This window comes from Microbacterium sp. LEMMJ01, assembly GCF_002114135.1.
Taxonomy (GTDB): domain Bacteria; phylum Actinomycetota; class Actinomycetes; order Actinomycetales; family Microbacteriaceae; genus Microbacterium.
The window spans coordinates 18,834-37,977 of the sequence record NZ_NCTV01000029.1 but is presented as its reverse complement, the minus strand read 5'-3'; the positions used below and the strand labels follow the sequence as shown (position 1 = coordinate 37,977).

Sequence of the window (19,144 nt, the reverse complement as noted above, 5' to 3'; positions counted from 1 at the left end):
TCGGGAGATGAACGACGTCGCCCTCTCCGTCCTCGACCTCGTGCCGGTCCGCTCCGGCCAGACCAGTGCCGAGGCCATCACCGCCTCCCTCTCCCTCGCCGCGACCGCCGACCGGCTCGGCTATCGCCGGTACTGGTTCGCGGAGCACCACAACATGCCCGCGGTCGCATCGACCACGCCGCCGGTCCTCATCGCGGCCGCGGCCACGCGCACCTCGCGCATCCGCCTCGGCTCCGGCGGCGTGATGCTGCCGAACCACGCGCCCCTGATCGTCGCCGAGCAGTTCGCCGCCCTCGAGGCCATCGCCCCCGGCCGCATCGACCTGGGCCTCGGCCGCGCGCCCGGCAGCGACCCCGTGATCACTCAGCTCCTCCGCGGGTCAGGGACCACCAGCGACGTGGAGCAGTTCCCCCGCCACGTGCAGGACATCGCGGCGCTCTTCACCGCCGACGGCGCCACGGTGCGCTTCACCTCCGGCGGGGAGTACACCGTGCGGGCAACCCCCGCCGCGGCCGGGGTGCCCGAAGTGTGGCTGCTGGGGTCGAGCGACTACTCCGCGCAGCTCGCCGCCTCCCTCGGCCTGCCGTACGTGTTCGCGAACCACTTCTCCGGACAGGGCCTGGAACGCGCCCTCGACCTCTACCGCACGAACTACCGTCCGAGCGAGGAGCACCCGGAGCCGCGGACCTTCCTCACCGTGAACGCCGTCGCCGCCCCGACCGCAGAGGAGGCGGAGGCCCGTGCCCTGCCGCAGCTGCGGATGATGGCGCGACTCCGACTCAACCAGCCGCTCGTCGCGCTCGAGACCGTCGAGCAGGCCCTCGCCGTGGAGCACGACGCCGCGACCGATCAGGTGGTCGAGGCCGCGCGGTCGCGGTGGTTCGTCGGCACCGGGGAGTCCGTCGCCGCCGAGGTGCGCTCCTTCGCGTCGACCTACGGGGTGGACGAGGTCATGCTCTCCCCCGTCGCCGGCGCCTATGACGCGGAGCCGAAGGACTCGGCCGCGGGGCGCGCGCAGACGCTGGAGCTCGTCGCGGGGGCGTGAGTCGCGTCGCGGGGGTGTTCCGTCGCGGGAGTTCCGTCGCGGGACGGGGGCGTTCCGTCGCGGGATCACGAACGCTCCCCCACGCGGCCCGGGCGGCGCGTTTCTAATCCCGCGTCCGGTTGCTTCCGCGTCCGGTTCCTTCGGCCCTGCGGGATAGATATCGCTCCCCTGCGCACTTCCCGCGGCGCCTTCCTGATCCCGCGTCCGATCGGTCACTTGGTGCGGGATCGATAACGCTCCCTTGCGCGCTTCCCGCGGCACCTTTCTGATCCCGCGCGCCGGCCGTCGTCGTCGCACCACCCCGTGCGAGCGGGAACCGGGGCCCCGGCAGGTCCCGCAACACGCTCTTTCGCTCCGTCCAGGAGCCTCTCGCTGTCTCGGCATGCGGGACGGGAAACGTGCCCTCAGCGGTCGCTGAAGGGACACTTCTGATCCCGCGCGAGAGCAGGAGCTCCACCACAATCGCAGGTCGATTCGAGTTGTCCACAAGAGCCGGGCGGAGGACGCTCGACCGTCCGGACGCCGCCCCTGCACGGACAGCATGGACGCATGCGACACCGGATCCCTCTCCCACCTGACCTCGGCCCTCATTTCGCCGTCCGTGATGCCGCGGCCATCGGGGTCGGGCGGAAGAGATACTCCAGCCGAGACCTCGCGCGGCCGTTCGCCGGAGTGCGGTCGGCGAACGAGCCCGCCACGTTCGACGATCGAGTCGCCGCGTACCTTCCACGCCTCCGTGAAGGCCAGGCATTCGCCGGACGCACGGCCCTCCGGCTGTGGGGGATTCCCGCGCCCGCCCGATGGTCGCCGGATGAGCCCCTCGACGTCGCCGTTCACACCGGGACCTCACCGCCAAGGACGGTCGGTGTCCGAGGGCGCCGCATCGCCCCGGCACGGGCGGACACATGGCACATCCACGGAGTTCCGACGGTCGATCCGGTCAGCGCACTGTTCCTCTGCGCGCGGGAGTTCGTGTTCACGCCGATCGTCGTGGCGCTCGATGCGCTGGTCGCATCGTCAGATGTCTATCCGGGGCTGCGGATGGGCCGGCCGGTCGCGACCATCGAGAGCATCGATCGACAGCTGACGCGATGGGGGCGGTTCCCCGGGTGCGGTCGCATACGCGATGGGCTGGCATTCGCACGACCGGGCGTCGAGTCGCCGAAGGAGACCGAGACCCGGCTGCTCCTCACGAGCTTCGACCTCCCGGAGCCCGCGATCCAGCACATCGTCTCCGTGGACGGACGCTTCCTCGCCCGGGTCGACCTCGCCTACCCCGAATGCCGCATCGCCATCGAGTACGAAGGCGACGGCCATCGGACGGACCGTGACCAATGGCGGATCGACATCCAGCGTCAGCGCGACCTCGAAGATCACGGATGGCTCGTGATCCGCGTCACCGAGCTCGATCTGCGCGACGGTGGCGCCGCCCTCGCCGCCCGTGTGCGTCGCGCACTCATGGTTCGCCACGGCATCCGGGGTTGAGGCGTGCTCATGGATGGGCGTTCGGTCCTCTCCGCGATGAGGGGGCTGGCTCCGGCTGTCAGGGAGGCGTAGCCTCGGCGGCAGAGAGAGGGGTTCGACGATGAGCACCAAGACACTCGCACTCTGGGTCGCGTACGGGACGAACGGGGTGGTGGGGAGCATCCGCCACGATGAGAACGGCTATGTGGTGACCATGGCGGGAGCGGACGCGGCGGCCGGGACCTATCCCAGCCTCGCCTCCGCGAAGGGCGCGCTGCACGCCCGTATGCTGCCGGGCAGCGCCTGGCCGCGGTTCCAGGAGCACTGACCCGCTCCTCGTCGTGCGGGATCGAAACAGCACCTCCCGAGCCGGTACGAGGTGCGATTCTGATCCCGCGAGACCTGCTGCGGTCGGGGATCGCGGCGGCGGGGTGCGCCGGTTGGAGAACGGGCGCAGATCGTTCGGCGAACGTTCGTTATCGATCCCGCCAACTGGGGGCGCGGCATGCCGGATCAAAATCGGGCGCGGGCCGGTACGGGAACGTGCGTTATCGATCCCGAACGCAGGACGCACGCGCGCGGGAGGCACGCGCGTGCGGGCGGCGTCAGGACTCGGGTTCGCCGGAGAGGATGCCGCGGAGCCAGTCGCGGGCCTCGATGAAGACCTCGTCGGAGTAGCGGTCGGGATACTGCACGATCTGCCGGTCAGCACGCGGGTACGACCCGAGGAACACCACACGGGGGCTGAAGCGGCGGATCCCGAGCAGCGCGTCGGCCATCCGCTCGTGCTCGATGTGACCGTCCGCGTCGATCACGAACCGGTACCGGCCGAGCTCGTCGCCGATGGGCCGGGACTCGATGAGAGAGAGGTTGATGCCGCGCGTCGAGAACTGCTCCAGCATCTCGAGGAGAGAACCAGGGTGGTCATGCGGGAGCTCGACGATCAGCGAGGTCTTGTCGGCACCGGTCGGCGCGGGCGAACGCGTGGTGCGGGTGACGAGGACGAACCGGGTCACGGCCGCCGCGTTGTCGCCGATACCCTCGGCGAGCACATCCACGTCATAGTGCTGCACGATGCCGGGAGCGGCGATCGCGGCCTGCGCGGGCGAGGTGCCGTCGAGGACGCCGATGGCCGAGGCCACGTTGCTCGCCGCCGGCACGTGCGAGTGGGTCGGGAGGTGTTCGCCGAGCCAGCCGTGACACTGCGCGTAGGCGACGGGGTGCGCGGCGATGACCTCGACCTGGTCGAGAGTGGTGCCGCGCGGCGCGACGAGGACGAAGTTCACCCGCACGAGGTACTCGCCGATGATCCGGAGCCCCGGCAGCGTCGCCAGCGCGTCCTGCGTGGTCGAGACCCCGCCCTCGATGGAGTTCTCGATCGCGATCATGGCCGCGTCGCTCCGCCCTTCGAGGACGTCCGCGAGCGCCTCGCCCACGTTGTGCACCGGTCGCCAGTCCTGCCCCCTGGCCTCGGCCACCTGGTCGAGCGCCGCCTCCGTGAAGGTTCCGGCTGGTCCGAGATAGCTGTAGGTGCGGCGTGCAGTCACGGCGTTCAGCCTATCCCTCGGTGACTCATGGGGTTCCCGCGTGTCAAGGCGGATGCGCGTATCGGCTGCACGGGGCAGACTGAGAGCATGAGCAGCCGTGCCGGCCTCCCCGCGGAGGAAAGTGACCTGATCGACGTCGACGAGCTGATCGCCGCCTACTACGACCGCGTGCCGAATCCGGATGTCGCGAGCGAGCGGGTCGTGTTCGGCACCAGCGGGCACCGCGGCTCGTCGCTCACGAAGAGCTTCAACGAGAACCACATCCTCGCGACGACGCAGGCCATCGTCGACTATCGCGCCGCGCAGGGCATCACCGGTCCGCTCTTCCTGGGGCGCGACACCCACGCGCTGTCCCTCCCGGCGGAGCGCAGCGCCATCGAGGTCCTGCTCGCGAACGGCGTGGACGTGCGCGTCGACGCCCGGGACTCGTGGGTGCCGACCCCCGCGCTGAGCCACGCGATCCTCACGTACAACCGCGACCGCGCCGCCGATGACCCGGGCCGCGCGGACGGCATCGTCGTGACCCCCTCGCACAACCCGCCGCGCGACGGCGGCTTCAAGTACAACCCGCCCCACGGCGGTCCCGCCGACACCGATGCGACCGGCTGGATCGCCGACCGCGCCAACCAGCTCATCGCCGGCGGCCTGACCGAGGTCCGCCGCGAGCGCTTCGCCGACGTGGACTGGGACGCGATCACCGGATACGACTTCCGCGACGCCTATGTGCGCGACCTCCCGTCGATCATCGACATCGAGGCGATCCGCCGCGCCGGCGTGCGCATCGGCGCGGACCCGCTGGGCGGCGCGTCGGTGGAGTACTGGTCGCTGATCGCCGAGATGCACGACCTCGATCTCACGGTGGTCAACCCCGAGGTCGACCCCACGTGGCGCTTCATGACCCTGGACTGGGACGAGAAGATCCGGATGGACCCGTCGTCCCCGTCGGCCATGGCATCGCTCGTGGCGAAGAAGGGCGACTACGACATCCTCACGGGGAACGACGCCGACGCGGACCGGCACGGAATCGTCACCCCCGACGCCGGGCTCATGAACCCGAACCACTTCCTCGCCGTCGCCATCGACTACCTCTTCTCGCACCGGGAGCACTGGCCGCGTGAGGCCGCCGTCGGAAAGACGCTCGTGTCGTCGATGATCATCGATCGCGTGGCCGAGTCGCTCGGGCGGCGTCTGCTGGAGGTTCCGGTGGGCTTCAAGTGGTTCGTGCCCGGACTGCTCGACGGCTCGGTGGCGTTCGGCGGCGAGGAGTCGGCCGGCGCCTCGTTCTTGCGCCACGACGGCTCCGTGTGGTCGACCGACAAGGACGGCATCCTCCTCTGCCTGCTCGCGGCCGAGATCCTCGCGGTGACCGGCAAGACCCCGTCGCAGCGCTACGCGGAGCTGGAGGACGCCTTCGGCGCTTCCGCCTACCAGCGCATCGACGCCCCCGCGACCCCTGAGCAGAAGGCGACGCTTGGCAAGCTGGCCCCGGAGTCGGTGACCGCGACCACCCTCGCCGGCGAGGACATCATCGCGAAGCTCTCGCACGCCCCCGGCAACGGTGCGGCGATCGGCGGCCTCAAGGTGCAGACTCCGCACGCGTGGTTCGCCGCGCGCCCGTCCGGAACCGAGGACGTCTACAAGCTCTACGCCGAGAGCCTGCGCGGTCCCGAGCACCTCGCGGAGGTGCAGGCCGAGGCCCGCGCCGTGGTGTCCGCCGCCCTCGGCGACTGATCCTCCCGCCCCCGACGCCGCGTCCCGCGGGTACTCCGGGATCGAAACCGCTCCCCTCGGCCACCGCCGGGGGGGAGTTTTCGATCCCGCCCGGCTTGGCGCCGGCGAGGGACCTTGGTGATCAAGTCCACCCCGGGGCCGCGCGGACGAGCCCGTGGCGGGATCGGAAACGGGCCCGCCAGGCCTCGGGGAGGGACGTTGTTGATCCCGTCACCCCCGGGCCGGGCGGGAGCCGAGGCGCAAAGCCGGTGGCGGGATCGGAAACGGGCCTGGCACGGACTGGAGAGGGGCTTTCTTGATCCCGCTAGCCGGGGAGCGACGGGAGGGGACGCGCAAAGCCCGGGCGGGATCGAAAGCGGGCACGGCAGGCACTGGGGACGGACGTTATCGATCCAGCCACACCCGGGAGACGGTTCCGCTCCCGGGACCTCCTGACAATGGGACAGTCGTACGGTGCACCACCCGGTGCGGGATCAAGAACGATCCTCGTCAGCGTTCCGCAGGAGCTTTTTTCATCCCGCGCGCCGGACCGTCGGCTTCCGTGCACGCTCGGGCGATGAGGCCCTCCTGTTGTCGCGGGTCGGTCCGTCGGCGCCGAACCGTCCGCCACTCCTCTTGCGGGATCGATAACGGGCTCGTCGGGGGTCCCGAACGGGCCTTTTCGATCCCGCTCCGCCGACCGCCCCTGCTGCGGGATCGAAACTGGGCCCGGGGGACGCTGGGGAGGGGCGGTTTTGATCCCGCAGACGGGCGGGGGGCGGGGGCGGGACGGGGGCGGGGGCGGGTCAGTCGGCGTCGGTGGAGGAGCCGAGGAGCTCGCGGACGCGGCTGGAGACGCGGTGGAACTCCTCCGTCTCCAGAACATCGGCGTAGCCGCGGCGGGCCGGGAGGTCGACGCGGTGCTCCTCCAGGATCCGCCCGGGGCGCGGCCCCATCACGATGACGCGACTGGCGAGGTAGACGGCCTCCGCGACCGAGTGGGTCACGAGCAGCACGGTCGTGCCGGTGGCGCTCCAGATCCGGTTGAGCTCGACGTTCATACGCTCGCGCGTGAGGGCGTCGAGGGCACCGAAGGGCTCATCCATGAGCAGCACCCGCGGCTCGTGCAGCAGCGCACGACACAGCGACACCCGCTGCTGCATGCCACCGGAGAGCTCGTGCGGCAGAGATTTCTCGAAGCCGGTGAGACCGGTCATCTCGATGAGCTCGTCGGCGCGGGCCTGAGCCTTGCGCATGTCCATCCCACGCATCTCGGCCTGCAGGAGGATGTTGCCGCGGACGCTGCGCCATTCCAGAAGCGCCGCCCGCTGGAACACGTAGCCGATATCCTGCCGCGGACCGCGGACCTCGTCGCCGCGCAGGCGGATGCTGCCGCGGCTCGGAGCGGTGAGTCCCGCCACGGCCTTCAGGAGCGTCGACTTGCCGCAGCCCGAGGGCCCGGCGATGGAGAGGAACTCCCCCTCCTCGACGCGCAGGTCGACGCCCTCGAGGGCCGTGACCTGGCGCCGCTTGGAGGCGAAGGTGATCGCGAGATCCGAGACCTCGAGCGCCGGAGCGGTGCTCGTGGCCGCGGGTCCGCGTTCCTGCTGAACGTGGGTATCCATGACGATCGGTCTCACTTCCCGGGGGTGAAGGCGTCGTCGAAGTAGGTCTCCACGTCGCCGTCGCCCGAGATGAGCCCGGCCTCGGACAGCACCTCCAGCGTGGACTCCCAGTCCTCGGTGGCGTTCGCGCCGGAGGCCTGGCCCTCGGTGGCGTCGGTGTGGAGCAGCTCGATGGTCTCCTCCCACTGGTGCAGCAGCACCTCCTGCGACGGCATCTGCGGGTCCTTGCCCTCCATCGCGGCCACCGCCGCCTCAGGGTCCTCCTGCGCGGCCTCGAAGGCCTCGGAGGTCGCTGCGACCAGCGCCTCGACGAGCTCCGGGTCGTTCTCGATGGTGTCGGTGGGCGCGATGAGACCGTTGCTGAAGAAGTTCAGGCCGGCGTCGGAGTAGCGCAGGTACTCGACGTCCTTGCCGCTCTTGTCGGCGATGGTCGGTCCCTGGTCGTGCGCGAAGCCGATGAGGCCGTCGACCTTGCCCGAGAGCATGGCGGCGATCTTGCCCGCGGCGTCGAGGTTCTGCTGCGTCACATCGCCCTCCTCCAGGCCCACGGCCTCGAGGTACATCGGGAAGGTCGTGGTCGGGGCGTCGCCCGCGGAGACCGCGATGGTCTTGCCCTTGAGGTCTTCCGGGCTGGAGATGCCGGAGTCGGCGAAGACCTGCACGGCCGACGGCGTGGTCTGCAGGAAGACGCCGACGCTCTTGATGCCGACGCCCTTGTCGATGTTCGCGAGGACGGCGGGGGTGTCCGCCCAGCCGAAGTCGACCTGCCCCTGCCCGACGGCCTGCGCGGTCTTCGTCGAGCCCTGGCCGGCCTTGATCGTGAGGTCGATGCCGTGCTCCTCGAAGATGCCCTGGTCGACGCCGTAGTAGAACGCGGCGTGCTCGCCGTACGGGTACCAGTTGAGCATGAGGGTGACCGGCGTGAGCTCGCCGCCGTCACCGTCGCCGGAGCTCGCCGGGGCCGTCGATCCTCCGCAGCCGGAGAGGGCGAGCACCGCGGCGGACGCGAGGGCGATCGAGCTGAGGATGGTGCCTGACTTCTTCATCAGTGCCTTCTTTCGTGGGGGCGAGGGGGGGGTCAGAGTCGGACGGTGGCCGCGGCGACGTCGCGCTTGGAGGCGTGCCACGGGATGAGGAAGCGCTCGGCGATCTGGATGATGCCGAAGAGGATGACGCCGAGCAGCGACATGATGATGAGCGCGGCGAAGAGCATCGCGGTGTCGAGGTTGCCGTTGGCCTGGAGGATCACGTAGCCGAGGCCCTCGTTCGCGCCGACGAACTCGCCGACGACGGCACCGGTGACCGCGAGGGTCGCGGCGACCTTGAGGCCGGAGAGGAGCTCGGGCAGAGCCGCGGGCAGCCGCACCTTGAGGAAGGTCTTGAAGCGGCTGGCTCCCATGGTCGACGCGAGCTGGAGGATCTCCGGGTCGACGGTGCGCAGACCCGCGAGGCCCGAGATGACGACAGGGAAGAACGCCATGAGCACCGCCACGAGGATCTTCGGCTCCGCCCCGAACCCGAGCCAGACGACGAACAGCGGGGCGATGGCGATCTTCGGGATGACCTGCGCGAAGAGGATGACGGGATAGAGCGTCTGCTCCAGGCCTCGCGAGTAGACCATGAGCACCGCGACGAGGACGCCGACGACGACCGCGATGACGAACCCGATCACGGTCTCGTAGGTGGTGACCCAGGTGTTCTGCGCGAGGTAGGCGGCGTTGTCGGTGAAGGCGGCCCAGGTGTCGGCAGGCGACGGAATGATGAAGGCCGGCACCCAACCGAGGCTCGTGGAGACCCACCAGAGCGCGAGCACCGCGAGCACGAAGACGAGCGGGTGCCAGTGGCGGCTCCACCAGCGGACGATGCCCGGAGGCTCGGGGCGATCGGCGGCGATCGCCAGGGTCATGGTCGCGGAGGGGGCAGACGACATGGGGTCCTCGACATCTTCGTGAAGGATTCGGGAAAGCGCATTCCCGTTCGGTGTTGCGAGTCTATGCCGACGGTTCTGCCGTGTCAACGCATGGCCGTGTCCCCGCCGTCGTCGCCGCCGCGGGCGGGACGTCCGGGCCGGTCACCGTGTCCGGGCGAGAGCCGCGCCCGCGTCCCGCAGCCACCGTGCGGGATCGGTCAGGGCGGCGGTGGTCGACCCCGCCAGCGCGGTCAACGACACCGCCTCCGTGAACAGAGTCGTGTTTGCATCCTCCGCGATCCGTCCTGCGGCGAGCAGCGGTCGCGCCCCCGCCTCCGCCGCGAGCGCGGCGAGGAACGACGGCACCTTCCCGTCGCCCGACTGTCCGTCGTAGGATCCCTCGCCGGTGATCACGACCTCGGCACCACTGATGGCCCCTGGCAGGTCGACGAGCGCGGCTACCGCGGCCGCCCCCGGGGCGAGGACCCCGCCCCAGCGGACGAGAGCGGCGCCCGTCCCGCCGGCGGCCCCCGTGCCCGGCAGCTCCGGGTCGACGGGCAGGAGGACGGCGAGATGGGCGAGCGCGTCGTCGACGCGGGCGATGTCCTCCGGCGCCGTGAGGCCCTTCTGCGGGCCGAACACCGCTGCCGCGCCGCGCGGGCCGGTGAGCGGATTCGTGACATCGGTCAGCACGCGGACATCCGGCGCGTGACGCAGGGCCCCGAGATCCGCCGTGACGATGTCCGCCAGACCGCGCGCGCCCCGCGCCACCGGTTCGCCGTCCGCGTCGAGGAAGCGTGCCCCGAGGGCGGTGAGCATGCCGGTGCCACCGTCGGTGGAAGCGCTGGAGCCGATGCCGAGGATCAGGCGCGAGACGCCGTGATCGAGGGCCGCGGCGATCGCCTGGCCGAAGCCGGTCGTGTCGGCATCCCCGGGGCGCAGACCGTCGAGGAGCTCGATGCCCGAGGTCGAGGCGATGTCGACGACGCCGGTGCCGCCCGGGGCGTCGGTCGTGCTCGGCAGGAGCAGCCACGACGTCTCGACGGGAGCACCCGCCGGACCGTCGACCGTGACCGGCATCCACTGTGCATCCGGTACGGCCGTCGCGAACGCCGCGACGGTCCCCTCCCCGCCGTCGGCCATCGGACGGAGCACGATGTCCGCGGCCGGCTCGACCTCCCGCCAGCCGTCGGCGAGCGCCGCAGCGGCCTCCGCCGCCGTGATCGTGCCCTTGAAGCTGTCCGGCGCGATGACGACCCGGGTCATGCCCGGAGCCCCGGGGTGCTCGCGCGTACGACCACCTCGAGGGGGAGCGTCGGCTGCTGCCAGTCCTCGTCGACGATCGCGCGGAAGGCCTGGTACCCGGCATCGCTCAGCGGCACGCAGACCGTGGTGAGGGCCGGGGTGACGTCGCGGCTCGAGGGCACGTCGTCGAAGCCGCAGACCGCGATGTCGGCGCCGACCTCCCGGCCTGCTGCACGGATGGCCGCCATCGCGCCGATCGCCACGACGTCGCTGATGCCGAACACCACGGTGCCCTCGGGGACACCGGCGGCGAGGGCTTCGGTCATCGCCGCCGCCCCGGACTCCCGACGGAAGTCTCCGCGGACGGTCTGCGCGACCTCTCCGCCGCCCTCCGCGAATCCGGCGCGGAATCCCGCCAGCCGATCGTCCGAGGTGCGCACGCCCTCCGCCGCCCCGACGAGTACCGCCGAGCGGTATCCGAGCTCCGCCATGCGACGGCCGAGCGCGGCGGCCCCGGCCCGGTTGTCGATCTCCACCCGGCGGTCGCCGTCGCCGTCCGCGCCGAACGCGACGACGCGGCCGCCGAGCCGGGTGAACTCGGCGAGCTCGCGAGCGGTCTCCGCCTGCCCCTCCTCCTGCGTCCGCGAGGCGGCGAGGATGAGGCCCTGCGGACGCTGTCCGCGCAGCGCCCGGACGATGCGCGCCTCCCGCGCCGGGTCGCGCTCGGTGATGGCCACGGTCACGACGAGCCCCTGCTCGTCGGCACCCCGGGCGACGCCCGAGGCGATGAGGCCGAAGTAGGGGTCGGCGATGTCCGCGACGAGGAGCGCGATCACCGGCGAGCGTCCGCGGGCGGTCGCCTGCGCGGAGACGTTGGCCGTGTAGCCGAGGGCTTCGGCGGCCGCCTCCACCCGCTCCCGGAAGGGCGCCGCGACCTTGCGTTCGGAACCGTTGAGCACGCGGGAGGCGGTCGCCAGGGACACTCCGGCCTCGAGCGCGACGTCGTGCAGCGTGGGTGCCGGTCCCCGGGCGTGACGGGGGCGACGCGCGGCCGGCGGCTCTGCCGGTGTGGCGGACGGGGTCATGCTCCGAGCCTACCGACGGGAACGGAACCGCTTCGAGGGGCGCTCACGGCTGCCGCCCGAGGAACCCGAGGAGGACGGCGGCTTCCCCGGCGAGCAGCTCAGGGGCGTCGTCGGGCACGAACTCCAGCAGCGCGTCGCGCGGCGGGTGCGCGGAGGCGGCGGCGTCCGCGAAGAACCGGGTCCACAGGGCGGACCGCGAGCGGAGCGGGTGGCGCTCGGTGCGCGGCCACCAGGAGAAGACATGAGCGGCGGAGACGTGCGGGCCGAGCCGGCGGAACGCCTCGAGCGCCACGGGGACGGGGGCGCCGACCGTGGGCTGCCAGTACGTCGACAGCACCGGGTGGTCGACCTCGTGCAGCAGCTCGAGGGTGGCCGGCGCGGTGTCGGCGAGCGTGCCGCCGTGGAACTCCAGGGCGAGCCCGATGCCCCGGGAGGCCGCCTCGACCGCCGCCGCGCGGAGCCGGGTCACGACGCGGGCACGCTCGTGCGCGGAGACCTCCGCCGAGCCGTGTTCACCGGCCCACACCCGCACCCGGTCAGCACCCAGGGCCGCAGCACTGTCGAGGACCGCGGTGAGCGACTCCTCCGGACCGGCGCGGAAGTACGACCCGTAGGACGCGACGGCGAGCCCGGCATCCGTGGTCATCCGCGCGACCTCCGCCGCGCGGTCGACATCCCCCGGCGGCACATGCACGTCTCCGCCCCACTCGATCACGTCGAGACCCGCGGCGGCCGCGAGCGCGACGATCCTCTCCGGCGGCAGGGCACGGAACGTCACCGAGCACAGCCCCGCACGGATCCCCGTCATTCCGTCATCCTCTCAGTCCTCCCGTTCTCCTGGGTCGGACGTCCCGGCCCCTTCCGTCCCCCGTGTCGAGTCCCACGTGCACGACCTCGTCCCGCCTGCACGACCGGAACCCAGGTCTGACCCTGCAGACGGACCCGAGTCGTGCAGGTGTCCCCGGTCGATCCGACATACGACGACCGAGACCGGGACGGATGCACGACCTGAGCACGACGGGACGACCGACACCCGGGAACGGGTCGTGCATCCGGGACTGGGTCGTGCATCTGGAACCATGACCGGACCGGACCCGGACCATGTCCGGAACCGATCCGGAACCTCGGTGGGGACGGGGGCCACCGGGACTCACAGGTGGGGGGCGACCGCCGTCGCGAAGGCCTCGGCCGTGCGGCGGACCACACGAGCCGGGTCGTCGGCCCAGACGTCGGCGTGGAAGATCTCCACCTCGATGTCACGGTCGTAGCCCGTGTCCTGCACGGCCCGGGTGAGGGGTGCGAAGTCGATCACACCGTCCCCCGGATAGTGCCGAGAGAGGAGGGGGTCTGCGGCGAGGGGGGTCTTCCAGTCGCACACCTGATACGTGGCGATGCGGCCCTCGCGTCCGGCCCTGGCGATCTGGTCGAGCACCTGAGGATCCCACCAGATGTGGAACGTGTCGACGGCGGCTCCGACCACGGCAGGGTCGAAGTCCGCGGCGATGTCGAGCGCCTGACCGAGGGTGGAGACCACCGCGCGGTCGGAGGCGTACATCGGATGCAGCGGCTCGATCGCGAGGGTGACCCCGGCGGCTCGAGCGTCGTCCGCGAGGGCGCCGATGGCGTCGCGGACACGCTCGCGCGCCCCGCGGAGGTCGCGCGACCCCTCGGGCAGACCCCCGGCCACGAGGACCAGCACTGCGGTCGAGCCCTCCGCACCGGCCGCCGCGAGGGTGGCCGCCTCCTCGATCGCCCGGCGGTTGTCGTCGAGCGCGGCTTCGCGCTCCGGACCGACGGGCAGCGTGAAGAAGCCCCCGCGGCAGTGCGTCGTGAAGCGCAGGCCGGAATCGGTCAGCATGCGGGCGGCGACATCGAGGCCCACCTCCTGCACGGGTTCCCGCCACAGGCCGATGGCCTCGACCCCCGCGGCCGCCGTGACGCGCAGGGCCGTCGCGAGATCCGCGTGCTTCACGGTGGCCTGGTTGATCGAGAGCCGCGGGTGCGGCACGGTCCCGACGCCGGCCGCCCGGGACTCACTCTCCGCCGCCAGGCTCCGCGAGGCGGTCATGCGTCCACCCCGTTCAGCCGGAGCAGGCCGTGCCAGCGCTCCCGCGCGAGCTCCGGCCGCTCCAGGGCGAGCGCTCCGTTGGCCAGCTCGACGATGCGGCTGAGGTGCGGCAGGCTCCGCGCGGAGTGCAGCCCCCCGACCATCTGGAACGCCGGCTGATGACCGTTGAGCCACGACAGGAAGGCGACCCCGGTCTTGTAATAGAAGGTCGGTGCCGCGAACACCTGTCGGCTCAGCTCCTCCGTCGGTCCGAGGAGGGCGAGGTACCGCTCGGGGTCTTCCGCGTCGAGCGCCTGGATCGCGGCGGAGGCCACCGGGGCGAGAGCGGCGAACGCGCCGAGCAGCGCATCCGAGTGGCCGCGTGACGCGGACCCCTCGGGCGCGGCCGCATCGGTCAGACTGTCCCCGCCGATGAGGCCGACGTAGTGGAAGTCGTCGCCGGTGAACATGCGCACGCCCTCCGGCAGCCGCTCGCGGACCCAGACCTCGGACTCCGCGTCGAGCAGACTCATCTTCACGCCGGCGACCGCGGCGCGGTTCTCGCCGATGATGTCGAGCAGCACCTCGGCGGCCTCCTGCCACGCGGGACCGCCGCTCCCCCCGGAGGACGAGGGCGCGAAGTACCCCGCCAGCTCCGGATCGAACGCGGTGCCGAGCCAGTGGAGCACGACGGGGACCGATGCGCGGGAGAGCACCTCCCGGTACACGCGGCGGTAGTCGTCCGCGCTCTCCGCGACCCTGGCCAGGTGCCGCGAGGCCATGAGCACCGGCCCCGCCCCCTGCTCCTCGGCGAAGTGCAGCTGCTCGAGGTAGGCGGCGATCACCTGATCGAGCGGGATGCGCGCCTCCTCGATGTGGTCGGTGTTGACCCCGACGACGACCGCGCCGCCCTCCTCGCGGGCGACCTCCGCACTGCGGGTGATGAGCTCGCGCACCGCCGTCGCATCCAGCCCCATGTTGCGCTGTGCGGTGTCCATCGCGTCGGCCACGCCGAGTCCCCACGAGTACACGTTGCGGCGGAACGCGAGCGTCGCGTCCCAGTCGATGTCGGCCGGCTGCCCCGGGGTGTTGTCCGCGTACGCCTTCGGAACGACGTGCGCGGCGGCGTAGGCCACCCGGCTGCGGAGCGGGCCCTGCGGCCGTGTGACGGCGTCGGCCTCCCGGAGCTCCGTGTCGGCGGTGCGGCCGTCGGCGGCGAGCAGGCGGAGCGTGGTCATGCCCGGTCCAGGGTCAGCGGCTCGAGCACGATCTTGCGCCCCTCGGCGCTGGACGCGAGTCCGGCCTCGGCGAACTGGACCCCGCGCGCGCCGGCGAGCAGGTCGAACGGATAGTCGGTGCCGAGGACGAACGAGGTGAGGTACTCCTCCCACTGCTGCCGGAAGCCGTTCTGGAACACGTCGTTCGTCGGCACCTGCTGCCAGTCGGCGTCGTAGTCGTGGCTGTCCTCCAGGTCGGGGTTCCACACGGGCTTCGGCGTGGCGTTGCGCGGCTGGATCTTGGCACCGAACAGCCCCACGACGGCGGAGCCGTGCGTGCCGTCGACCTGGAACTCGACGAGCTCGTCGCGGTTCACCCGCACGGTCCACGAGGAGTTGATCTCGGCGATCGCCCCGCCGTCGAGTTCGAAGATGCCGTAGGCGGCATCCTCGGCCGTGGCCGTGTAGTGCTCGCCCTTCTCGTCCCAGCGGTCGGCGATGTGCACGGCGGCCTGGGCGTAGACGCTCTTGACCTCGCCGAAGAGGTTCTCCAGCACGTAATTCCAGTGCGGGAACATGTCGGTGATGATGCCGCCGCCGTCCTCGGTGCGGTAGTTCCAGCTCGGACGCTGCGCGGGCTGCCAGTCGCCCTCGAACACCCAGTAGCCGAACTCGCCGCGGACGGAGAGGATGCGGCCGAAGAAGCCGGAGTCGATGAGGCGCTTGAGCTTCTGCAGCCCGGGGAGGTAGAGCTTGTCGTGGACGACGCCGGTCTTCACGCCCGCGTCGCGGGCGAGGCGGGCGAGCTCCAGGGCCTCGTCCAGCGACTCGGCGGTGGGCTTCTCGGTGTAAATCGCCTTGCCGGCGGCGATGGCCTTGCGGATCGCGGACGCCCGGGCCTTCGTGACGAGGAAGTCGGCGTAGATCTCCCACCGCGGGTCGGCGAGGGCGGCGTCGAGGTCGGTCGTCCAGTCCTCGATGCCGTGCTTCGCGGCCAGTTCGGCGAGCTTGGCCTCGCTGCGTCCGACGAGGATCGGCCGCACGGTCACGCGCGTGCCGTCCGGGAGCTCGATCCCGCCCTCGTCGCGGATCGCGAGGATCGACCGCACCAGGTGCTGCCGGTATCCCATGCGCCCGGAGACGCCGTTCATGATGATCCCGATCTCGCGGGTGGGGGCCTGTGCCATCTCGGTCCGTTCCTCTCGGTGGAAGCTGTCGGCGCTGACAGGAGAATCTTGGTAAGCGCTTTCCGAGATCATGGCATGAGACGCACGACCTCGCAACCGCCCCTAGCGCGGAGGGGCCGTGCTGGCGCGCACGTGCAGCGCCGGAGCCACCTCCACGCGCTCCGCGGGCCGGTTCGGGCCCTCGCGCAGGCGGTCGCGGATGAGCTCGACCGCACGGCGCCCGACGTGCTGCTTCGGCGGCCGCAGCGCGGTGAGCGGCGGAGACCCGTGTTCGGCGACCTCATCGTCGTAGGCGATGAGCGAGAGGTCGTCCGGCAGCCGCCAGCCCGCGTCCTGCAGATGCTGCTGGAGCAGGAGCGCCTGCGGGTCGGAGTGCACGAGCAGCGCCGTCGCCCTCGTCTCACGGATGTCGGCGAGCAGCGCCGAAACCACCTCCGCCTGCGCCGATCCCTCCATCCGGTCCAGGGCCGTGTCGCGGTCCACCGACACCGTGAGCCCGAGCTCGGCGACGGCCCGCGACCAGCCCTGCCGCAGCCCGGCGGAGGTCGGTGACTGGGGAGAGGTGAGGATCCCGACCCGCCGGTGTCCGAGTGCGGCGAGGTGCCCGGCGGCGAGCGCGCCCCCGAACGCGTGGTCGGTCGCCACGGTCTGCATCCGGGTGAGGGCGAGAGCGGGCGGGGTCCGGCGCTCCACGAGCACGACCGGCACCGGGAGCGTGTCCAGCCAGGAGAGCAGCGCGTGTCCGTCGGCACCCTGCGTCTCGGGGGCCACGATCAGCCCGTGCACCGTCCCGGACTCCAGGAGCGCCGCGATCTGGCGGCGTTGGTCCTGCGCGGCGTAGCTGGCGCCGCGGAGCACGAGCTGCACCCCCGCCTCCGCCCCGGCACTCCGGGCGCCGACGACGACCTGCGGCCAGTAGTAGCTCAGCGACGGCACCACCATCCCGATGCGGAACTGCGGCCCGGGGAGAGCCGCCCGCGCGACGGTCGTGTCCAGCGCGCTCCGCAGCACCGCTCCGCCGTGCACCCTGGTCAGCAGCCCGCGGTCCGCCAGCATCGTGATGTCGCGGCGGATGGTGAGCTCCGCCACCCCGAAGTCGCGGGCGAGATCGGCCACGCGCACCGCCCCCGTGCGGCGCAGTTCGTCGAGGATCCGTTCCCGGCGGGAGAGGCCGAAACGCGGGGTCGGGCGCTCCTCGGTCATGCCGCCCTCCCCTGCAGCTCCCAGCGCTCCGGTCGGTCGAGCGGCGCGAAGAGGACGCGCGAGACCACCGGTCCCCACGAACGCTCGAGGAGCGTATCGTCCACGGCCCTGCTCTCGACGACGACGTCCGCCGGATCGTGGGCGATGCGCAGACCCCGCTTCCCATCCGGACCCGGGAGGAGGACGCCGTCACCGTGCACCTCGGGCGTCCCCGCGCACACGAGCACGAGGCGGGTGGCCGGGTCGGCGAGGGCCGGACTCTCGTCGCGCACGGTCACCGCGCCGCCGCGCAGCAGCACCGTCCGCCACCACGGGTCGCCGCCGGGGAACGCCGTACCGAGGTCGAGGGTCCAGCCGTCGCTCCGCGCCTGCACCGCGGCCCGCCAGGCGCCGCCGGGCTGTTGCTCGCGCCCGCGGACCAGCGGCGTGGAGTGCCAGCCGCTGGTGACGTGCCACAGGCGGTAACGGGCATCCGAGAAGGTCGCCGCGGTGTACGTCGCCCGACCGACGTCGATCACGACCGGGACGCCGTCGACCGCGATCGCGACTGCGCCGAGGTCGTTGTGGTTGTGGTTCTCATCGTTGCGACCGCCCTTGACGACGACCGCGAGCCCCCGCGGATCGCCGCTCCGCTCGCGGCGCAGACCCACGCCGAGGGAGGTGAACTCGACGCGTCCGGGCAGGGGCGCAGGCCCCGGACGCGCCGCATGCCAGTCGGCGTCGAACAGCTCGGCCAGCGTCCGGCCGAGGCCGGCGACGACATCGGCCTCGTCTCCGATGACGCGCCCCGGACGGCGGTGCCGCGCGGCGAACGCGGCCGTCGCCTCCAGACCGCACAGGACGGCGGCCCGGTGGAGCACGGACCACGGGAGGGCCTCCCCCGTGCGCGCCTCTGCATCCGAGAAGCTCGCCACCCACCCCTCCCCGAGCTGCACGCGCTCCGGGAAGAGGGCGAGCTCGCGCAGCCCGGCAAGGCGTCCGTCCTGGATCGCGGCGGCCACCGCACCGGCGGTGAGCGCGTCGAGGAGGCCGAGCGCATCGAACGCCCGCCCCGCTCCCTGCCACCAGTAGGCGAAGCCCTCGTCGATGCCGCCGTCGGCGGGAAGCTGGGCGAGATAGCGATCGAGGCCGTCGATACTGAGGGCGAGTACCCGCGCGCGCAGCGGCTCGTCCGCGAAGGCGAGCGCTGCCGGCAGCAGATTGCCGTGGATCCACGGCGCCCAGTTGTGCACGCGTTCCTCCGACCCTTCCCATGCCCACTCGCGGCGGTCGACGAACGGGCGCAGCACCCGGCGGACCGTCTCGTCCCGTACCCGTGCGACCAGACCGGGGGCGTGCGCGTCGAGATCCTCGCCGAGCACCAGCACCGCCCACCCCGCCAGCGCCGCCGCCTCCCCCGCACCGAGGTCGAGGACGGGGCGCTCGATGTCGGGCACACGGCGCCCGCGGGCGAACGCGTCGTCGTGAGCAGGCCAGCACCAGGTCGACTGCTCGGCCAGGAGCCACAGGCCGTCCGCGACCTCGTCCAGCCGCTCGGCCACCGGGTCGACGGCAGCGGCCAGGACGGCGCGACGGAGCCGGAGGTCGCGACGGAACACCGCCCCCTCCCAGCCGGCGCGGTCACCGGTGCGGGCGTAGGCGGCCCACTGCGAGAGGAGCGGCTGCGCCCAGGCGGTGCGACGCTCGCCGTCCGCCGCCGCCAGGATCGTCGCGCGGAGTTCGGGCGCCACGGACGTCCATGCCTCCCGGTCGGTGCTCGGCGGCACGACGGGCCGATCGACGGCGCCGTGCTCGCGCCACAGATCGCTCAGGGTGCCGCGGGGGATCAGCATCCGGTTCTCGCCTTCGTTGTTCGAGTGT

16 protein-coding genes are annotated in these 19,144 nt (G+C 72.1%); 4 read left to right on the top strand and 12 right to left on the bottom strand.

The genetic code is table 11. From position 1 onward, the window contains the following. Window positions 1-7 precede the first annotated feature (7 nt). The 3 genes from B7W94_RS08670 (at window position 8) to B7W94_RS08660 (ending at window position 2,837) form a co-directional block, all read left to right on the top strand. On the top strand, window positions 8-1,045 hold the full coding sequence (locus B7W94_RS08670) for an LLM class flavin-dependent oxidoreductase (RefSeq protein ID WP_085605967.1): 1,038 nt from the start codon (window positions 8-10) through the stop codon (window positions 1,043-1,045). Between the two features lie 972 nt (window positions 1,046-2,017). Next, a complete protein-coding gene (locus B7W94_RS17960; RefSeq protein ID WP_139833300.1) occupies window positions 2,018-2,530 on the top strand; it encodes a hypothetical protein in 513 nt (170 codons plus the stop codon). Window positions 2,531-2,630: 100 nt separating this feature from the next. Beyond that, window positions 2,631-2,837 carry a hypothetical protein gene (locus B7W94_RS08660; RefSeq protein ID WP_025105466.1) on the top strand — a complete coding sequence of 69 codons (207 nt, stop codon included), beginning with the start codon at window positions 2,631-2,633 and terminating at the stop codon, window positions 2,835-2,837. Window positions 2,838-3,114: 277 nt separating this feature from the next. On the opposite strand, the gene pheA is transcribed toward B7W94_RS08660, so the two are convergent. Next, window positions 3,115-4,065: a prephenate dehydratase gene (pheA, locus tag B7W94_RS08655; protein ID WP_085605995.1), complete on the bottom strand. Its 951-nt coding sequence runs from the start codon at window positions 4,063-4,065 to the stop codon at window positions 3,115-3,117. Window positions 4,066-4,143: 78 nt separating this feature from the next. On the opposite strand from pheA, the gene pgm reads away from it, so the two are divergent. After that, the gene (pgm, locus tag B7W94_RS08650; protein ID WP_085605963.1) at window positions 4,144-5,787 is read left to right on the top strand and encodes a phosphoglucomutase (alpha-D-glucose-1,6-bisphosphate-dependent); all 1,644 of its coding nucleotides are present in this window, start codon (window positions 4,144-4,146) and stop codon (window positions 5,785-5,787) included. 785 nt (window positions 5,788-6,572) lie between these two features. Here pgm and B7W94_RS08645 read toward each other — a convergent pair. The 11 genes from B7W94_RS08645 to B7W94_RS08595 form a co-directional block, all read right to left on the bottom strand. Further along, on the bottom strand, window positions 6,573-7,391 hold the full coding sequence (locus B7W94_RS08645) for an ABC transporter ATP-binding protein (protein WP_060922883.1): 819 nt from the start codon (window positions 7,389-7,391) through the stop codon (window positions 6,573-6,575). Between the two features lie 11 nt (window positions 7,392-7,402). Next, window positions 7,403-8,437, bottom strand: a complete 1,035-nt coding sequence (locus B7W94_RS08640; protein ID WP_085605961.1) for an ABC transporter substrate-binding protein — start codon at window positions 8,435-8,437, stop codon at window positions 7,403-7,405. Window positions 8,438-8,469: 32 nt separating this feature from the next. After that, window positions 8,470-9,321, bottom strand: a complete 852-nt coding sequence (locus tag B7W94_RS08635) for an ABC transporter permease (RefSeq protein WP_085605959.1) — start codon at window positions 9,319-9,321, stop codon at window positions 8,470-8,472. A gap of 141 nt (window positions 9,322-9,462) precedes the next feature. Further along, complete coding sequence (locus B7W94_RS08630; protein WP_085605958.1) at window positions 9,463-10,566, bottom strand: glycerate kinase; 1,104 nt, start codon at window positions 10,564-10,566, stop codon at window positions 9,463-9,465. Continuing rightward, a complete protein-coding gene (locus tag B7W94_RS08625; RefSeq protein ID WP_085605956.1) occupies window positions 10,563-11,630 on the bottom strand; it encodes a LacI family DNA-binding transcriptional regulator in 1,068 nt (355 codons plus the stop codon). Before B7W94_RS08625 ends, B7W94_RS08630 begins: the two co-directional genes overlap by 4 nt. A gap of 43 nt (window positions 11,631-11,673) precedes the next feature. Further along, window positions 11,674-12,438, bottom strand: a complete 765-nt coding sequence (locus B7W94_RS08620; protein WP_085605954.1) for a sugar phosphate isomerase/epimerase family protein — start codon at window positions 12,436-12,438, stop codon at window positions 11,674-11,676. 342 nt (window positions 12,439-12,780) lie between these two features. After that, complete coding sequence (locus tag B7W94_RS08615; RefSeq protein ID WP_085605952.1) at window positions 12,781-13,698, bottom strand: sugar phosphate isomerase/epimerase family protein; 918 nt, start codon at window positions 13,696-13,698, stop codon at window positions 12,781-12,783. After that, window positions 13,695-14,915: a DUF993 family protein gene (locus B7W94_RS08610; RefSeq protein WP_085605950.1), complete on the bottom strand. Its 1,221-nt coding sequence runs from the start codon at window positions 14,913-14,915 to the stop codon at window positions 13,695-13,697. The genes B7W94_RS08615 and B7W94_RS08610 overlap by 4 nt, the downstream gene beginning before the upstream one ends. After that, window positions 14,912-16,081, bottom strand: coding sequence for a Gfo/Idh/MocA family protein (locus B7W94_RS08605; protein ID WP_085605948.1), 1,170 nt, complete (start codon window positions 16,079-16,081; stop codon window positions 14,912-14,914). Before B7W94_RS08605 ends, B7W94_RS08610 begins: the two co-directional genes overlap by 4 nt. 102 nt (window positions 16,082-16,183) lie before the next feature. After that, entirely contained in the window at window positions 16,184-17,284 is a 1,101-nt protein-coding gene (locus tag B7W94_RS08600; RefSeq protein ID WP_085605946.1) for a substrate-binding domain-containing protein, read from the bottom strand. Further along, window positions 17,281-19,116, bottom strand: a complete 1,836-nt coding sequence (locus B7W94_RS08595; RefSeq protein ID WP_085605944.1) for a heparinase II/III family protein — start codon at window positions 19,114-19,116, stop codon at window positions 17,281-17,283. The genes B7W94_RS08600 and B7W94_RS08595 overlap by 4 nt, the downstream gene beginning before the upstream one ends. Between the last annotated feature and the right edge of the window lie 28 nt (window positions 19,117-19,144).

Coding starts and splice junctions, on each gene's coding strand:
- B7W94_RS08670 (WP_085605967.1), top strand. CDS start 8: ATGAACGACGTCGCCCTCTCCGTCCTCGACCTCGTGCCGGTCCGCTCC.
- B7W94_RS08660 (WP_025105466.1), top strand. CDS start 2,631: ATGAGCACCAAGACACTCGCACTCTGGGTCGCGTACGGGACGAACGGG.
- pgm (WP_085605963.1), top strand. CDS start 4,144: ATGAGCAGCCGTGCCGGCCTCCCCGCGGAGGAAAGTGACCTGATCGAC.
- B7W94_RS08645 (WP_060922883.1), bottom strand. CDS start 7,391: ATGGATACCCACGTTCAGCAGGAACGCGGACCCGCGGCCACGAGCACC.
- B7W94_RS08640 (WP_085605961.1), bottom strand. CDS start 8,437: ATGAAGAAGTCAGGCACCATCCTCAGCTCGATCGCCCTCGCGTCCGCC.
- B7W94_RS08635 (WP_085605959.1), bottom strand. CDS start 9,321: ATGTCGTCTGCCCCCTCCGCGACCATGACCCTGGCGATCGCCGCCGAT.
- B7W94_RS08630 (WP_085605958.1), bottom strand. CDS start 10,566: ATGACCCGGGTCGTCATCGCGCCGGACAGCTTCAAGGGCACGATCACG.
- B7W94_RS08625 (WP_085605956.1), bottom strand. CDS start 11,630: ATGACCCCGTCCGCCACACCGGCAGAGCCGCCGGCCGCGCGTCGCCCC.
- B7W94_RS08620 (WP_085605954.1), bottom strand. CDS start 12,438: ATGACGGGGATCCGTGCGGGGCTGTGCTCGGTGACGTTCCGTGCCCTG.
- B7W94_RS08615 (WP_085605952.1), bottom strand. CDS start 13,698: ATGACCGCCTCGCGGAGCCTGGCGGCGGAGAGTGAGTCCCGGGCGGCC.
- B7W94_RS08610 (WP_085605950.1), bottom strand. CDS start 14,915: ATGACCACGCTCCGCCTGCTCGCCGCCGACGGCCGCACCGCCGACACG.
- B7W94_RS08605 (WP_085605948.1), bottom strand. CDS start 16,081: ATGGCACAGGCCCCCACCCGCGAGATCGGGATCATCATGAACGGCGTC.
- B7W94_RS08600 (WP_085605946.1), bottom strand. CDS start 17,284: ATGACCGAGGAGCGCCCGACCCCGCGTTTCGGCCTCTCCCGCCGGGAA.
- B7W94_RS08595 (WP_085605944.1), bottom strand. CDS start 19,116: ATGCTGATCCCCCGCGGCACCCTGAGCGATCTGTGGCGCGAGCACGGC.